Source organism: Cycloclasticus sp. (assembly GCF_019090545.1).
In the GTDB taxonomy this organism is placed as follows: Bacteria; Pseudomonadota; Gammaproteobacteria; order Methylococcales; family Cycloclasticaceae; genus Cycloclasticus; species Cycloclasticus pugetii.
The window spans coordinates 231,057-245,870 of sequence record NZ_JAHRVT010000025.1; the positions used below are offsets into that span (position 1 = coordinate 231,057).

Below are 14,814 nucleotides of genomic sequence, written 5' to 3' on the forward strand. Positions count from 1 at the left end.
CTACTTAAAGCGTGTGGATATTCTCTGTTAAAATGCGCAAATGAGCACACTAGATAAAACTAAAACACGCTATAACAAACTTCAAAAACGTTTGAGACGCGAAATGGGGCAAGCGATTGCCGATTATAATATGGTGGAAGACGGTGACCGGATTATGGTCTGTTTGTCCGGCGGTAAAGACTCTTATACGATGCTGGATATTCTGCTTAATTTGCGTAATAGTGCACCCATTAATTTTGAAATTTTGGCGGTTAATCTAGATCAAAAACAACCCGGTTTCCCCGAGCATGTTTTGCCTGAGTATTTACAATCGATAGGCGTGCCATACCATGTGATTGAACAAGATACGTATAGCGTTGTAACCCGTGTTATTCCCGAAGGTAAAACGACTTGTGGCTTATGTTCAAGAATGCGTAGAGGGGCCTTGTATGCGTACGCGGAAGATAATGGTTTTAATAAAATTGCCTTGGGACATCACCGTGATGACATTATTGAAACGTTTTTTCTGAATATGTTTTATGGTGGTCAATTAAAGGCAATGCCCGCAAAACTTAAAAGTGATAATGCTAAGCATATTGTTATTCGCCCCTTAGCTTACTCAAGAGAGAAGGATATCGCTGAGTTTGCCGGGCTTAAGGGCTACCCGATTATTCCGTGTAACTTATGTGGTTCACAAGAAAATTTACAGCGCGTACAAATGAAGAATATGTTGACTCAATGGGATAAAGATTTTCCTGGTAGAGTGGAAACTATTTTCAATAGTATGAAAAATATAAAGCCTTCACAACTGCTGGATAGGCAGTTGTTTGACTTTGAAACCTTGTCGCAAACCACAGAAGCTAAAGTAACAAATGAGTTTCAACCGGTTATTTTCCCAGCCATGTCAGCAAGTAAACAATCGTGATGGGTCCTTTTTTGCTGCGTTGGTTGTTATCTTTTTGGGTTAAAGCAACAGTATTGCCGAAAGGTGAAAAATGGCTGGCATCACTTAAAAATCAAAAGGTTTGTTATGTCACCTTCAGTGATGCTTGTTCAAAACAAATTGTGCTGGAACAAACTTGTAAGAATCTGGGCCTGCCGCTGCCTTCCAATGGCATAGAAGTAGAGTCAGCGGTCGAGTCTGAGGCGCTATTTTCATTAGAAAGCCTAAAAGAACGTAAAGCAGATCCTGCACCAGCACGCTTGGCTAGATTAATCGATGTAGCACAATCCTCCAATGACGATATTTTAATCGTTCCGGTTTCCATTTTTTGGGGCCGTGGTCCTCGAAAATCAGATGGTTTTTGGAGCAGTTTATTTACCGATGAGGGGGTTAAATCTAATCTTCTTTCACGAGCGCTTTCAATATTATTCAATGGGCGTACTACGCTATTACGGTTTGGCGACCCGGTTTCGTTAAAGCAGCTTAATGCGGGGAAACCAAGTGTACCCTATACCACTAGAAAACTAACACGTGTGTTGCGGGTGCACTTTGCTAGAACGCGTCTAATCACGATTGGCCCTGACCAACTATCACCCAAGAAAATAGCGGAAGATTTACTGAAAACCCAAATTGTTCAGCAAGCTATACAGCGGGAAATAAAGCGCAAGAAGTTATCGAAAAATGAGGCAGAAAAACAAGCGAAAGCGTATGCCATTGAAATTGCTGCGGTGATTAATATTCGGGCGGCTATGGTGCTTGAAAAGGTACTAGGTTGGCTGTGGAATAAACTGTACGATGGTATTGTTTTGCACCATTTTGCCCGTGTTGAGCGATTGTCACGTAAACATCAGATCATTTACGTACCAAGCCATCAAAGTCATATGGATTATTTGGTCTTATCTTATACCTTGTATACCCGTGGTTTGGCCGTACCACATGTCGCGGCAGGTATTAACTTGAATATACCAATTGCTGGGCCATGGATTAGGCGTTGTGGTGCTTTTTTCTTGCGTAGAACGTTCAAAGGAAATGTTTTATATGGCTCGGTATTTGAGGCGTATATGGGGTATTTAGCTAACCGTGGTACGGCGGTTGAGTATTTTGTCGAAGGGGGACGCAGCCGAACGGGGCGTAAACTCAAAGCAAAACCAGGCTTGTTAGCGATGAGTGTTCGAAGTTACCTTAGAGATCATAAACGGTCGGTTGTCTTTATTCCGGTTAATTTTGCGTATGAAAAACTGGTTGAAGGTGAAACATATGTTAATGAATTAAGCGGCAAGCCGAAAAAGTCTGAATCAGTTATGGGGGTATTACGTTCATTTAAAGCCTTAAAAGATCACTTTGGCCAAGTACATGTAAATTTTGGTTCGCCTATTTATTTAGATAAATTAATTGAAGCGGAACGGCCGCAGTGGCGTCGAGAGGATTGTGCTGATAATAAAGAACTGGTTAATGCAGTTGTCAGTAAATTAGGTACACAGATTATGTCTGGTATTAATGAAGCAACGCATGTTAATTGCGTAGGCTTATTGGCGATGGCCTTGTTAAACACGCCAGAGCAGTCGATGAGTGAAGCGGACTTAATGACACAATTGGATTTATACTTGGCTTTACTTGACGCAGCGCCCTATTCAAAAGACGTCACACGTATTGAATTAAACGCCAAAGAAATTATTGCCTATGGTGAAGAGTTTGGCATTGTTAAAAGAGGTGTTGGCGAGTCAGGTGAACGCTTGTATGTAGAAGGTAGCGATGCTGTTTTGATGACATATTTTAGAAACAATATCGTGCACTTATTTGTTCTACCTTCCTTTGTTGCTTGTTGCTTCTTAAGCCATCAGTCGTTAAAAAAGAAACAAGTTGTTCATTGGTTTAGGTTGGTGTATCCCTTCTTGAAAGATGAGCTTTCTATGCATTGGACTAATAGACAAATTACGTACACAGCAAATAAGGTGATTGCTTGTTTGGTTGACCAAGGCTTAATCAACCAATCGGCGGACACATTTTCGGTGAATAAAAGTCATCACCAAACAATCGGCTTTTTATCACGTGGGGTGCTATTGAGTTTGGAGCGTTTCTATTTAACGGTGTTATTGTTGAAGAAGAATGGGGTAGGCCACTTTACGCGTTTTGAGCTTGAAAAAACCTGTGGCGAAACAGCACAAAGGCTTTCTGAACTTAATGGCCTAAATTCCCCAGAGTTTTTCGATAAAGTGTTATTTAAAGGCTTTATTGAAATGCTTTATAACCAAGGTATTATTTGGCTGAACGATAACCGAAAGTTAATGTACGGTGAGGTGCTTGACTCAATTGTTGACGATGCCGGTTTGGTAATGAGTCAGCAAGTGCGTAAAAATGTTCACGGTTTAGTCGAAGCATAATTTAACTTAACTGAGCTGCTCGAAAATTCTGAACCCCGCAATATAGGTGCCCGCTGCAGAGCCAATGGTGCTGAATAAAAACACTAGCAGGGTACGAGAAACACGGTTTTTCCACCAACCACGAATAGTCACTGTATCTGACTTTAGCGTAGAGAAATCTCCAACACGAGGTTTTCTTAGCCAGGCTTCGGTGGCAGCCGTTACCATGCCAGCCCCAACGGTCGGATTAAGTGATGTGAGTGGCGCCGCCAAAAAAGCGGTGATAATAGTGATAGGGTGTGCACCCGCTAATATGACTCCAAGGGCGGACAAGCCACCATTAATAACAACCCATTCGATAACTAGTTGCCAACCAAGCTCGGGTGCTCGATTAAAGCCGATACCAAAACCAATAAAAATTAAAGCAACAATCAGCCAAGGAATCAACTTAGGCCAGCGGCTAGTAGCAGGAATACTTTCAAGCTCTTCAATGTTTTTGGTGTTTTGGAGTTGAGACTCAAGGTAGCCTTTGATGCCCTTTAAATGCCCAGCACCAATAACGGCGAGAATAGTTTTATATTGACCAGAATGGGCATCATTGAATAAACGATGGGCCATGTATTGGTCACGTTCATTAACCAGTGGCATATAAATTTCGTTTGATGATTCGGCAAATTGTGAAAAGGTTGCCTCTAAAACATCCCCTTCTTTCAATTTTTCTATGTCTTCCTCGCTGACTTTTTCTGAAAACATAAGGCTTGCAAAGAGACCAGAAAACAGCTCCATGCGTTTCCACCAAGGGACATTTCGATAGACGCGTTTTAAGGTGATGCCAACGTCACGATCAATTAGTAAAACAGGTTTGTGTGATTGTTGTGCCAGTTCAGCGGCCATTTTCATTTCAGCACCAGGTTCAATACCCATCTCATCAGCCATTTTTTGCTGGAAAGCACCTAATGCCAAGCTGGCAGCGACCATGGCAGCTTTACCACTTTTGATCACATTAAATAAATCCATCTGAGCCAGGTTGTCAGGGTCAATCAGCGCATTGTAGCGACTAGGGCAAAGCTCTATTGCAACAGCCTCATAATGGTCTGATGAAAGTAGGCTGTGTACTGCGTCAGCACTGGCTTTAGATACATGAGCGGTGCCGAGCAACGTGACTTCACAGCCGTTAATATTAATTGTTTCTATCGGTTGGTCTGAGAGGTTATTCAAAGAAAGTCTCTGTTGATTTAAAGTTAATAAGAATTTGTATTATCGTTGAAATTGGATTTTTTCGCCCAGTCTTTTGCGACTAAAAAAATACGTTTAATTTCATGCCCTTTTGATGTCTCGGGTAAAAAACCAGCCAAGCATAATGGTGATGCTTGTGAGCGATCTAAAAAATACTGAGCGATGCTGTCCGTGTCGAGGTAGCTATTATCAGGGCAGTACAATTGAGAGGCCATCCATTGGTCTTTCTTTAAGACTTGCCATTGATATCTAGATGATTGGAAGTGCTTTACAAAGTGCTCTAAACGTGCCCATTGTGCGTGTTGATGGTCGCTTGCAACAAGTGAAGGGGGTGCGGGCTCAGTAGATTGTATGGGGTGAAACAAGCGTCCCTTCATTAGGCCAATATGTTCGTCTATGGTAAGGCCTAGTTGCTGAAGTTGTTGCTTTGCTGCGGGATGTTCAGATAATTTGCTTTGTCGTGATTGCATGGAGTCGTACTTGAGGTCTAAACGGTCTTTTAACATAGGCCCCACCCATGATTGAGTAAAAGCGGTATCGTTTATACCCAGGTAAAATTTACACGCGACTTCCCAGTGTTGGACTTTATCTCTTGCATGATCCTTGATTATGAAATCAAACTCGCCAATGGTTTTGTTGGTATCTTGTATTTGAAGGTTCTGGGCTAATATTTCGTAGCGATGGCTATGATTAAACCAGTAAGTCAACAATGTTTCAAAACGGTGGCCTAATCGATAGTCCTTTTGCTTGGCTAATAACTCAACCAGTTCGGCGGGGTTTGCATCCAATTGTTTAAGCGGGGCTTTAAAGGCCTGATAGGCTTGCTGCCAATCGCTTGACTCGGTCCAATACTGGTGCTGCTTGAGTCCTTGAATAATAGGCGGATTGACGATGACCCAAGCGAGGTCTCTTACCAGTGCATGTTGTAAAAAAGTATCAGTGTGCAAAGTCGCGTTATGTACCTTCTGGGCTATTAAATAAAAGGTATAAATCAATCACACAATCAGGGATTTTTTCAGCCATATCGTCGAGTAGGTCGTCATTTTGGGTGATCTCATCTATTTCATCATCGAGTAACTCAGAGCACGCTAGAATCGGTAGCGTGAGTTCGGCAACGTCTTCTGGCTGAGAGTTAAACCACAGATCTTCATGCATAAAGACACCCTGCATAAAACCAGACGACCATAGGGTGAGAAAGTCTTCATCAGGTTCTTCAGACTCGCCAATCATCGTTGGGAACTCACCATTTAATAAGGCTTGTTCAATATTTTGTTGTAAATCAAAAATGGCTTTTTCAATAGAGGCGTCGGCGTCATTATCTGCCAATATTTCGGATAGAATTTGTTGCTGTGACAAGCTGCCAGGTTGTACAACTAGGCTGGTTAAAAAACCATGCATTTCAAAGAAGTACATGGCTTCGTCACTCAGTTTTTCAGAGTTAAAGAATGTGTTTAAAAGGTCCATAGCGACTAATAATGATAATTTGAGAAAATTCTATTTTTTTATAATGTGCCAGCACAGAGGTGTATCTCGTAGAGCTGTCAACAGCCGCAAATAACGAGAGGCTAGTTTTTCTGTTTTGCAAATTTAAGACGTATACTAGCGGTTTTCTGTGTTAACGATCACATTATGCTACATATTGAGTGCTAGCGCATGGGCAGATATGAGTATCTTCATTCTGTAGAGCGTTGACTAAGTGAAGGGCGTTTGAAAGGGTGCAAGGCCATTAAGATAAGTTGAGCTGAATAAATGAGGCTGACCGAGCTTTAATACGCACTGGCTACTTTAAATGCAGTTAAACTTAAGCTAGTCGAGTGTTTATACTTAATTGGCTGTTAGTTCAAATAACACAACTAATTCTAAAATAAAACGTATGGAAACATTAACGCAGTTACTGAGCTCAATGAGTAGTTTTGTCTGGGGACCGGTGATTTTAGCTTTATTGCTAGGAACGGGGCTTTATTTAATGCTGGGCTTGCTCTTTTTGCCGATTCGCCAATTGCCGGCTGCTTTTTCATTACTGTGGCGAGGCCGTGTTAGTAATCAGTCTGAAGCAGGAGAGATCAGCCCGTTTAATGCCTTGATGACCTCATTAGCGGCCACTATTGGAACTGGAAATATTGCTGGGGTGGCAACAGCGATTTTTTTAGGTGGTCCAGGCGCAGTTTTTTGGATGTGGTTAACAGCTTTGGTAGGAATGGCGACTAAATACGCTGAAGCTGTACTTGCGGTTAAATACCGGGAAGTGGATGAGCGCGGTGCCTATGTTGGTGGTCCGATGTATTACATCAAGAATGGTTTGGCTGAACAATGGCACTGGTTAGGCTTTCTGTTCTCTTTATTGGGTGCCGTGGCTGCGTTTGGCATTGGTAATACTATTCAAGCAAACTCAGTAGCCGATGCATTAAGTAGTACATTAGGGGTGCCGGCTTGGCAAACTGGTTTGGTGATGGGGGTTGTTGTTTATATTGTTTTGGTTGGCGGCATTAAACGTATTGGTCATGTGGCCTCTAAACTGGTGCCGATGATGGGCATCGCTTATCTAACGGCTGCGGGTATTATTATTATTCAACACCTTGACGCAGTGCCAAAAGCACTTCAGTTGATCGTTAATGATGCTTTTACAGGCACGGCAGCCGTGGGTGGCTTTGCAGGTGCGGGGCTAATGGCAGCTATTAGGTTTGGTGTTGCAAGGGGTGTTTTTTCCAATGAAGCTGGCCTTGGAACAGCACCTATTGCTCATGCGGCAGCACAAACTAATAACCCGGTACGGCAAGGCAAAATTGCTATGCTGGGTACCTTTATTGATACCATTATTATTTGCACAATGACCGCCCTAGTGATTATTTTAACGGGTAGTTGGAGTAGTGGTGAAACCGGCGCATCGTTGTCTGCCTATGCATTTAAAATGGGGCTTCCCGGCTATGGAGAGTATGTTGTGAGTTTTGGTTTAGCCGTTTTTGCTCTGACAACCCTGTTAGGGTGGAGCTATTACGGTGAACGATGTGCGGAATATATTTTAGGTGTGGCTGTTATTCCTTGGTATAGAATTGCATGGGTGTTGGCGATACCACTTGGTGCAGTAATGGAGTTAGATTTTCTTTGGTTGCTGGCCGATGTGTTAAACGGCTTGATGGCTATTCCAAACTTAATAGCTTTATTGCTGTTGAGCCCGGTTGTATTTAAGCTTAGCAGGAAACCCTAGCGGTTTGTTTACGCGTTAATGGTTTGTTGGCGGGAGTGTTCGTCAGCAAAGGATAATAAAAACGTTAGCCATTTTTCAAAGAAATAATTTATAGCCCATTTGTTATTTAATATCTCTTTTGGTGACAGGTTTTGTTGTTGACCAGAGCTTACGTGTTCATCGATATGAATGACTTCGACTGATTTTGTGTCTAAATAAACACGGCATTTAAACCGCGATTTAGTTGCTTCCTTACTTGTGTGGGCATGCTGAAAATACACAGTATAAGTAAAGGGGCCGGTTGCGATCACCTGTGAATCAACAGCGATACTGTTGAAATCACCTTCGGTTATTTTGGGTATTAAGCGTGATAATCGGGTGTAATTTTCTTCACAAAGGACTTGTAAACAAAAAGACTTATTAATCGGCCGAACAAGGTTTAGCATTAAGCTGGTGAGTAGCTGGCACTGGAACTATCGGTTTCCCAAACAGATACCTTGGTGACTGGAAATCCGCCTTTAGAAACGTAGTTATAGATAAGTTTTGCAAGAAACTCTGCTGTAGGGTGCTCATCTACTACCATTAATCTTTCTCCTGCTTCTTGAAGAAGAGGCAGAACAGGGTCATTTTTATGCAAAAGCATATTGTGATCCAGCGTTTCATTAATCCATTGGCCGGCGAATTGTTTGATGTCGGCGAAATCACAAACCATGCCTTGCTCATTGAGCTGTTCTGACTCGAGTGTAATCTCTACACGCGCAGAGTGACCATGTAAGTGGCGACACTTGCCTGGGTGGTTCATCAATCGATGGCCATAACAGAAACTTAAATTTTTGGTAATACGGTACACATTTAATCCTGTGGAGTTGACTATTAAACGCCTTTAATGCCTTCGATGGTGGCCGCTATCTCATAGAGGTTATCCTCAATCGGCGTAACACGATTGATTTCAACGATAGCATTTAATGGGGGGGTGTTTGGGTTAACAGATTGGACCGAAATCTCAAGGGAGCAACCTTGGGTTAACTTTTCATGGGTTTTAAACAGAATGCCGGCAGCACTTAAGTTGAGACTGATGGCAGTGCCCTTAGCTCCGGTGCTGGGGTGAGTAAATACCATATTGCACTCGGTGGTTGAGCGGCTGAATTTTCGATGATCAGTTGATTCGGGCATATATAAAATGTCTGTCGAATGAGCAAAAGCTATTTGATCAATTCTAGCTTAAAAATTAAAGAATTATTAGTGAATTGATGAAAACAAGGTTCATTTTACATGGCTTTGAAAATGCATGGGAACTAGCGCTTCCTCAGGGGCTATTTCTCTTGTAAATAAACGATTATTTTGGCAGTATCAAGTAAGCTATATTTAAATGGCTAGGGCATCAAGGCTCAATAAAGGGCTTCATGGAGTAGGGTTACGTTATTTTATTTAAAATTCAACATACAATCTCAAAGAGGAAATCAAATGAGTCAACGAGTTGCATTGGTTACAGGCGGTACAGGAGGTATTGGTGAAGCAGTATGTCAACGGTTTGTAAAAGATGGTTATAAGGTGGTGGCAGCGTACAATAACAGGGAAAAAGCACAGGCTTGGCAGTTGGCTCAAAAAGAAGCCGGCTTTGATATTGAAATTGTTCATTGTCCCGTGACTGATTTTGAAGCATGTGGTGACGCCATCCAATGGGTTGAAAATAATGTCGGCCCTATTGATATTTTAGTTAATAATGCCGGCATTACTAAGGATGGCATGTTTAAAAAAATGCCTAGAGAAAACTGGGATGCAGTGATTGATACTGATTTGAATAGTGTATTCAATATGACACGTCAAGTTTTTGAAGGGATGGTCGAACGTGGTTTTGGTCGTATAATTAATGTGTCCTCGGTAAATGGTCAGTTGGGTCAAATAGGCCAAGTGAATTACTCAGCGGCTAAGGCTGGGGTGCATGGCTTCACTAAAGCGTTAGCACGTGAAACAGCGCGTAAAGGCGTTACTGTTAATACTATTTCACCAGGGTATGTGGCAACGCCAATGGTGATGGCCATTGATGAGGAAGTACGTAAGATGATTGAGAGTAATATCCCGACTGGCCGTTTATGTCAGCCGGAAGAGGTCGCACATGGAGTCTCCTTTTTGGCCAGTGACTTAGCGGCTTATACAACAGGTTCAGACTTGAGCATGAATGGTGGTTTATTTATGCATTAAACGATTAGATAAAGTCACTTTTAGATGGCTTTTATTTATTTAGATTAGACAAATTAGAGGAGAAGGAATGTCGGACGTTCATATACACAAAGTACCCAAAGCGGTAGCTGATCATGCGCATATTAATAAGGAAGTATATGAAGCAGAGTATCAACGCTCAATTGAAAATACTAAGGGTTTTTGGGATGAAAAAGCAAGAGAGTTTTTAACTTGGTCAAAGCCATGGGATGTAACAGTAGAGCATGATTTTCCAAAAGGTGAGGTTAAATGGTTTACTGGAGGCAAGCTCAATGTAAGTGTGAATTGCTTGGATCGGCATCTTGAAACGCGTGGCGATCAGCCAGCTATTATTTGGGAAAGTGATGATCCGGCAGTCGACAAAACATATACTTATAAAGAGCTTCATGCGGAGGTGTGTCGCTTTGCTAATGGTTTAAAAGCCGAGGGTGTAAAAAAAGGTGACCGTGTTTGTATTTATATGCCAATGGTTGCTGAAGCTGCCATTGCAATGCTTGCGTGCGCAAGAATTGGTGCGGTTCATCTAGTTGTTTTTGGTGGTTTTTCCCCTGATGCGTTAAAAGATAGGCTTCTTGATTCAGAAGCGGCGGTAATTATTGTCGCCGATGAAAGTGTTCGTGGAGGTAAAGCAGTACCGTTAAAGGCTAATGCGGATCAAGCCTTAAAAAGTTGCCCTTCAGTAAAATCAGTGGTGGTGGTTCAACGTACAGGTGGCAGTATAGATTGGACAGATGGTCGAGATGTTTGGTATCACGATTTACTTGAGAATGCGTCAGATGATTGCCCAGCTGAAGAAATGGACTCTGAAGATCCCTTGTTTATCCTTTATACATCGGGCTCAACAGGCAAACCAAAAGGTGTTTTACATACGACGGGTGGCTATTTGCTACATGCTGCGGTGTCGCACAAATATGTTTTTGACTATCACGATGGGGATGTTTACTGGTGTACAGCGGATGTAGGCTGGGTAACGGGGCATACATACATTGTTTATGGGCCATTAGCGAATGGTGCGCAAACGTTGATGTTTGAAGGCGTGCCAACTTATCCTGATGCTTCGCGCTTTTGGAAAGTGGTGGAAAAGCATAAAGTTAATATTTTTTACACGGCACCTACGGCTATTCGTGCCTTGATGGCTAAAGGTGATGATTATGTAAAGACTTGCGACTTAAGTAGTCTAAGAGTTCTGGGTAGTGTGGGTGAGCCGATTAACCCAGAAGCTTGGGAGTGGTATCACAAGGTGATTGGCGGTGGTCGTTGCCCGATTGTGGATACTTGGTGGCAAACAGAAACGGGCGGGATTTTAATGACACCCCTTCCGGGAGCGACTGACCTGAAAGCTGGTTCGGCGATGCAGCCTTTCTTTGGTATAGAGTTTGGTTTGGTAGATAACGAAGGTAATGAAGTAACGGGAAATCCTGCCGAAGGGATTTTAGTGATTAAAAAACCATGGCCTGGGATGTTTAGAACATTGTTTGGTGATCATCAGCGTTATATTGATGCTTATTTTGCGAATTATCCTGGGATGTATTTTCCTGGTGATGGTGCACGACGAGATAAAGATGGAGATTATTGGATTACCGGTAGGGTTGATGATGTGATTAATGTGTCTGGTCACAGGATGGGTACCGCAGAAGTTGAGAGCGCCTTAGTGCTTCATCCAGCAGTGGCTGAGGCGGCGGTTATTGGTTATCCACATGATATAAAGGGGCAAGGTATTTATACTTTTGTGACCTTGATGGATGGGGTTGAAGCAACGGATGAATTACGTCAAGAGTTAGTGAACCATGTGCGTAAAGAGATAGGGCCAATAGCCTCACCTGATGTTATTCAATGGGCGCCAGGCTTACCTAAAACACGCTCAGGTAAAATTATGCGTAGAATTTTACGTAAAATTTCTGAAAACTTAATTGATGAATTAGGCGATACATCGACCTTGGCTGATCCATCAGTCGTCGATGATCTTATCGCGAATCGCCCTAGTCAATAATCAGTATTTCTAGGTATAAAAAAGCCCGCTAAAATGCGGGCTTTTTTATACGATATGGTTAAAAGCGACTTACTTAGTGTGGCAATGATGGAAAGTCTAAGCCAACCATTTTTTGCATAATGCGAACCACTTGGCAGCTATAACCAAACTCATTGTCATACCAAAGGTAAAGAACGCAGGAATCACCTGTGGCAATGGTTGCTTTTGAGTCAATGGTGCAGGCTTTTCGAGCGCCCACTAAATCAGTTGAAACGACTTCAGTAGACGTAGTGAAATCAATTTGCTCGCGCATAGGCGAGTGAAGAGCCGTTTCACGTAGGAAGTTATTTAGTGTCCGTTTATCGGTTTCCTTTTCTAAATTAAGATTCAAAATAGCCATAGAAACGTTGGGTGTTGGGACACGAATCGCATTACCGGTTAATTTGCCTTCAAGTTCAGGCAATGCTTTTGAAACAGCCTTGGCGGCACCTGTTTCAGTTAACACCATATTTAAGGCGGCAGCACGCCCACGTCTTTCACCTTTATGATAATTGTCGATTAAATTTTGATCGTTGGTGTACGAATGAACCGTTTCAACGTGGCCTTTAATAATGCCAAGCTCATCATTTATTGCCTTCAAGGTAGGTGTGATAGCATTAGTGGTACAACTAGCAGCAGAAATAATTTTGTCTTCTGGCTTGATGTCCGTTGTATTGACTCCAAAAACAATGTTCTTAACGTCTTTACCGGGCGCGGTTAATAGCACTTTACTAGCGCCTTTTGATAAGAAGTGTTCACTCAGTTCTGCTTCATCGCGACGAATGCCAGTGTTGTCGACAATCAAAGCATCATTGATGCCATATTGAGCGTAATCGATTTCTTTTGGGTGGCTCGCGTAGATGACTTGAATTAAATTACCATTGGCCATGATGGTGTTGTTTTTTTCATTGACTTTAATGGTGCCTTTAAACGAACCATGTACAGAATCACGGCGCAGCAAACTGGCGCGTTTTTGTAAATCATTGTCGCCGCCTTTGCGAACAACAATGGCACGTAGGCGCATTTTATTTCCAGAGCCGGTGCGTTCTATAAGTAGGCGTGCTAACAAGCGACCGATGCGACCGAAGCCGTACAAAACCACGTCTCTTGGTTCAGAGGTGGATTGTTCGTGGACCTGACGGATGCCTTCACCTAGTTTATCAGCAAGGAAGTCCTCAATGCCTAAGCCGCTAGTGTCATTCTTAAATTGAACCGCTAACAGTCCTAGGTCAATACGGACAGGTCCTAATTTCATTTTTTCTAATGCGGTTAGTACTTTGAAGCTATCGTGGATGGAGAGCTCCACTTTTTCAAATTGACGAACATAACGGTGCAATTTAAGTAGGGTGACCGGTGAAGCGTTAATGAGCGTTCTTCCGTAAATTTTAAGAACGACGCCATTGGCACGGTACATCTTACCGATGATAGGGATCATGCTTTCAGCAATTTCTTGGCGGCTTTCCCACTCAGCTAAATATTGATCGTGTTGCTCTACACTCATATAAAAGATACCTGTATTTTTTTTAGGGTTGAAAGGAAATTATATCAAATATTAATGGCTAATAGTGCGGTGCAACTGGCGTTGCGATATTTTAAATTGTCGTTTTAAATTAACGTCAGCGCGTCTACTGCTAGTGGGAGCGTTGAATAGAAAATAGGGCCAGTTGCTCCATCGCGAGTTTGTAGTCGTTATCAACAATATCGCGTAATGCATCAATAGCTTTTTGTGCCTCTTTGTCTGCGAACTCGGCAGTGTAGGCTAACGATCCTGTAGATTTTATAATCGAGAGGATATCCATATGAGCGGTGCGATTACCTTCTTTAATTGTTTTTTTAATAAAGTCGGCTTGTTCTTTTGTTCCTGTCGCCATGGCATGGATTAACGGTAATGTTGGTTTGCCTTCGGCTAAATCATCACCCAGGTTTTTACCCAGTTTCTCTGCGTCGGCAGTGTAATCGAGCATGTCATCCATAATTTGAAAAGCGTTGCCCAAATGAAGGCCATATGCCGATAACGCTTTTTCAGTGTCCTCACCTTTGTTTGCAAGTACAGCACCTAGTTGAGTACTGGCTTGAAAAAGTTTGGCGGTTTTTCTTCTAATAACTTCAAGGTATTGAAGCTCATTTGTATCGGGGTTGTTAATATTAAGTAATTGTAAAACTTCACCTTCGGCAATGGCATTGGTGGCGTGAGATAAAATATCCATAACGCGCATGTTACTGACACTGACCATCATTTCGAATGAGCGTGAATGTAAAAAATCACCAACTAGAACACTGGCTGCATTACCCCAAATAGCATTGGCGGTATCGTCACCACGGCGTTTATCCGATTCATCAACGACATCGTCATGCAAGAGGGTGGCGGTGTGAATAAACTCAATAACGGCGGCCAGTATAATATGATCTTTCCCTTCGTAACCTAACGCACAAGCTGATAGTGCAACGAGCATGGGTCTTAAACGTTTGCCGCCACTATTAACAATATGAAAACCAATTTGATTGATCAGAACAACATCCGAGTTTAGTTCTTGCAAAATTTGCTTGTCGACTTGATTCATGGCTGGGGCCATGAGCTGTTGAATTGCTTTAAAGTCTATTTTAGGCGTTGCTGAGGATGCGTTTGTGCTGCTCATTTTTGAGAATTAAGGTAAGGTAATTTAAATCAATAGCGTATAATACCAAGTATTGACGCTTAAAAGCAGATAAGAAAATGCTTTTCCTTGTTTATTTGGGATTGACCAACCGCCCACTAAAGGATAAAATTCGCCTCTTTTTAAAACCACCCACAACACTAGGGAGTCTCTAGACAATGTACGCGGTAATTCAAACAGGCGGTAAACAATATAAAGTCGCCGAGGGTGATTTCCTTAAGATCGAAAAG

The 14,814-nt window shown here is 42.3% G+C and carries 14 protein-coding genes; 6 read left to right on the top strand and 8 right to left on the bottom strand.

Annotated elements, in window-relative coordinates; translation table 11 throughout:
* Positions 1-40 precede the first annotated feature (40 nt).
* The gene (gene ttcA, locus KUG63_RS05780; protein WP_020932934.1) at positions 41-904 is read left to right on the top strand and encodes a tRNA 2-thiocytidine(32) synthetase TtcA; all 864 of its coding nucleotides are present in this window, start codon (positions 41-43) and stop codon (positions 902-904) included.
* On the top strand, positions 904-3,303 hold the full coding sequence (gene plsB / locus KUG63_RS05785) for a glycerol-3-phosphate 1-O-acyltransferase PlsB (RefSeq protein ID WP_020932933.1): 2,400 nt from the start codon (positions 904-906) through the stop codon (positions 3,301-3,303). Before ttcA ends, plsB begins: the two co-directional genes overlap by 1 nt.
* Positions 3,304-3,309: 6 nt before the next feature.
* Here the strand turns inward: plsB and KUG63_RS05790 are convergent, their stop codons facing one another.
* The 3 genes from KUG63_RS05790 to KUG63_RS05800 are packed head-to-tail and all read right to left on the bottom strand — an operon-like array spanning position 3,310 to position 5,982.
* Complete coding sequence (locus tag KUG63_RS05790; RefSeq protein ID WP_020932932.1) at positions 3,310-4,500, bottom strand: TraB/GumN family protein; 1,191 nt, start codon at positions 4,498-4,500, stop codon at positions 3,310-3,312.
* Positions 4,501-4,523: 23 nt separating this feature from the next.
* On the bottom strand, positions 4,524-5,465 hold the full coding sequence (locus KUG63_RS05795) for a DUF1853 family protein (protein ID WP_287554391.1): 942 nt from the start codon (positions 5,463-5,465) through the stop codon (positions 4,524-4,526).
* 7 nt (positions 5,466-5,472) lie between these two features.
* Positions 5,473-5,982 carry a YecA family protein gene (locus KUG63_RS05800; protein ID WP_020932930.1) on the bottom strand — a complete coding sequence of 170 codons (510 nt, stop codon included), beginning with the start codon at positions 5,980-5,982 and terminating at the stop codon, positions 5,473-5,475.
* Between the two features lie 409 nt (positions 5,983-6,391).
* Between KUG63_RS05800 and KUG63_RS05805 the strand changes: the two genes are divergently transcribed.
* Positions 6,392-7,723, top strand: coding sequence for an alanine/glycine:cation symporter family protein (locus tag KUG63_RS05805; protein ID WP_015005364.1), 1,332 nt, complete (start codon positions 6,392-6,394; stop codon positions 7,721-7,723).
* 8 nt (positions 7,724-7,731) lie between these two features.
* Here the strand turns inward: KUG63_RS05805 and KUG63_RS05810 are convergent, their stop codons facing one another.
* From KUG63_RS05810 to KUG63_RS05820, 3 genes are read right to left on the bottom strand one after another with little or no spacing between them, the layout of a single operon-like run.
* Positions 7,732-8,148, bottom strand: coding sequence for a DUF1249 domain-containing protein (locus tag KUG63_RS05810; protein WP_015005365.1), 417 nt, complete (start codon positions 8,146-8,148; stop codon positions 7,732-7,734).
* Positions 8,148-8,552 carry a 6-carboxytetrahydropterin synthase QueD gene (gene queD / locus KUG63_RS05815; protein WP_015005366.1) on the bottom strand — a complete coding sequence of 135 codons (405 nt, stop codon included), beginning with the start codon at positions 8,550-8,552 and terminating at the stop codon, positions 8,148-8,150. The genes KUG63_RS05810 and queD overlap by 1 nt, the downstream gene beginning before the upstream one ends.
* A gap of 23 nt (positions 8,553-8,575) precedes the next feature.
* Complete coding sequence (locus KUG63_RS05820) at positions 8,576-8,875, bottom strand: PilZ domain-containing protein (protein ID WP_016389797.1); 300 nt, start codon at positions 8,873-8,875, stop codon at positions 8,576-8,578.
* Between the two features lie 291 nt (positions 8,876-9,166).
* Between KUG63_RS05820 and phbB the strand changes: the two genes are divergently transcribed.
* Both phbB and acs read left to right on the top strand, forming a co-directional pair.
* Positions 9,167-9,904: an acetoacetyl-CoA reductase gene (gene phbB / locus KUG63_RS05825; RefSeq protein ID WP_015005368.1), complete on the top strand. Its 738-nt coding sequence runs from the start codon at positions 9,167-9,169 to the stop codon at positions 9,902-9,904.
* A 67-nt stretch (positions 9,905-9,971) separates the two neighbouring features.
* Entirely contained in the window at positions 9,972-11,912 is a 1,941-nt protein-coding gene (acs, locus tag KUG63_RS05830; protein ID WP_020932928.1) for an acetate--CoA ligase, read from the top strand.
* A gap of 73 nt (positions 11,913-11,985) precedes the next feature.
* Here the strand turns inward: acs and KUG63_RS05835 are convergent, their stop codons facing one another.
* Together KUG63_RS05835 and ispB are read right to left on the bottom strand one after the other, a co-directional pair.
* Entirely contained in the window at positions 11,986-13,431 is a 1,446-nt protein-coding gene (locus KUG63_RS05835; RefSeq protein WP_020932927.1) for a glyceraldehyde-3-phosphate dehydrogenase, read from the bottom strand.
* A gap of 130 nt (positions 13,432-13,561) precedes the next feature.
* The gene (gene ispB / locus KUG63_RS05840; protein WP_020932926.1) at positions 13,562-14,566 is read right to left on the bottom strand and encodes an octaprenyl diphosphate synthase; all 1,005 of its coding nucleotides are present in this window, start codon (positions 14,564-14,566) and stop codon (positions 13,562-13,564) included.
* A 176-nt stretch (positions 14,567-14,742) separates the two neighbouring features.
* Here ispB and KUG63_RS05845 point away from each other — a divergent pair.
* Positions 14,743-14,814 (top strand): bL21 family ribosomal protein (locus tag KUG63_RS05845; RefSeq protein ID WP_287554397.1); only part of this gene is annotated, 72 nt, incomplete at its 3' end.

Coding starts and splice junctions, on each gene's coding strand:
- ttcA (WP_020932934.1), top strand. CDS start 41: ATGAGCACACTAGATAAAACTAAAACACGCTATAACAAACTTCAAAAA.
- plsB (WP_020932933.1), top strand. CDS start 904: ATGGGTCCTTTTTTGCTGCGTTGGTTGTTATCTTTTTGGGTTAAAGCA.
- KUG63_RS05800 (WP_020932930.1), bottom strand. CDS start 5,982: ATGGACCTTTTAAACACATTCTTTAACTCTGAAAAACTGAGTGACGAA.
- KUG63_RS05805 (WP_015005364.1), top strand. CDS start 6,392: ATGGAAACATTAACGCAGTTACTGAGCTCAATGAGTAGTTTTGTCTGG.
- KUG63_RS05810 (WP_015005365.1), bottom strand. CDS start 8,148: ATGCTAAACCTTGTTCGGCCGATTAATAAGTCTTTTTGTTTACAAGTC.
- KUG63_RS05820 (WP_016389797.1), bottom strand. CDS start 8,875: ATGCCCGAATCAACTGATCATCGAAAATTCAGCCGCTCAACCACCGAG.
- phbB (WP_015005368.1), top strand. CDS start 9,167: ATGAGTCAACGAGTTGCATTGGTTACAGGCGGTACAGGAGGTATTGGT.
- acs (WP_020932928.1), top strand. CDS start 9,972: ATGTCGGACGTTCATATACACAAAGTACCCAAAGCGGTAGCTGATCAT.
- KUG63_RS05835 (WP_020932927.1), bottom strand. CDS start 13,431: ATGAGTGTAGAGCAACACGATCAATATTTAGCTGAGTGGGAAAGCCGC.
- ispB (WP_020932926.1), bottom strand. CDS start 14,566: ATGAGCAGCACAAACGCATCCTCAGCAACGCCTAAAATAGACTTTAAA.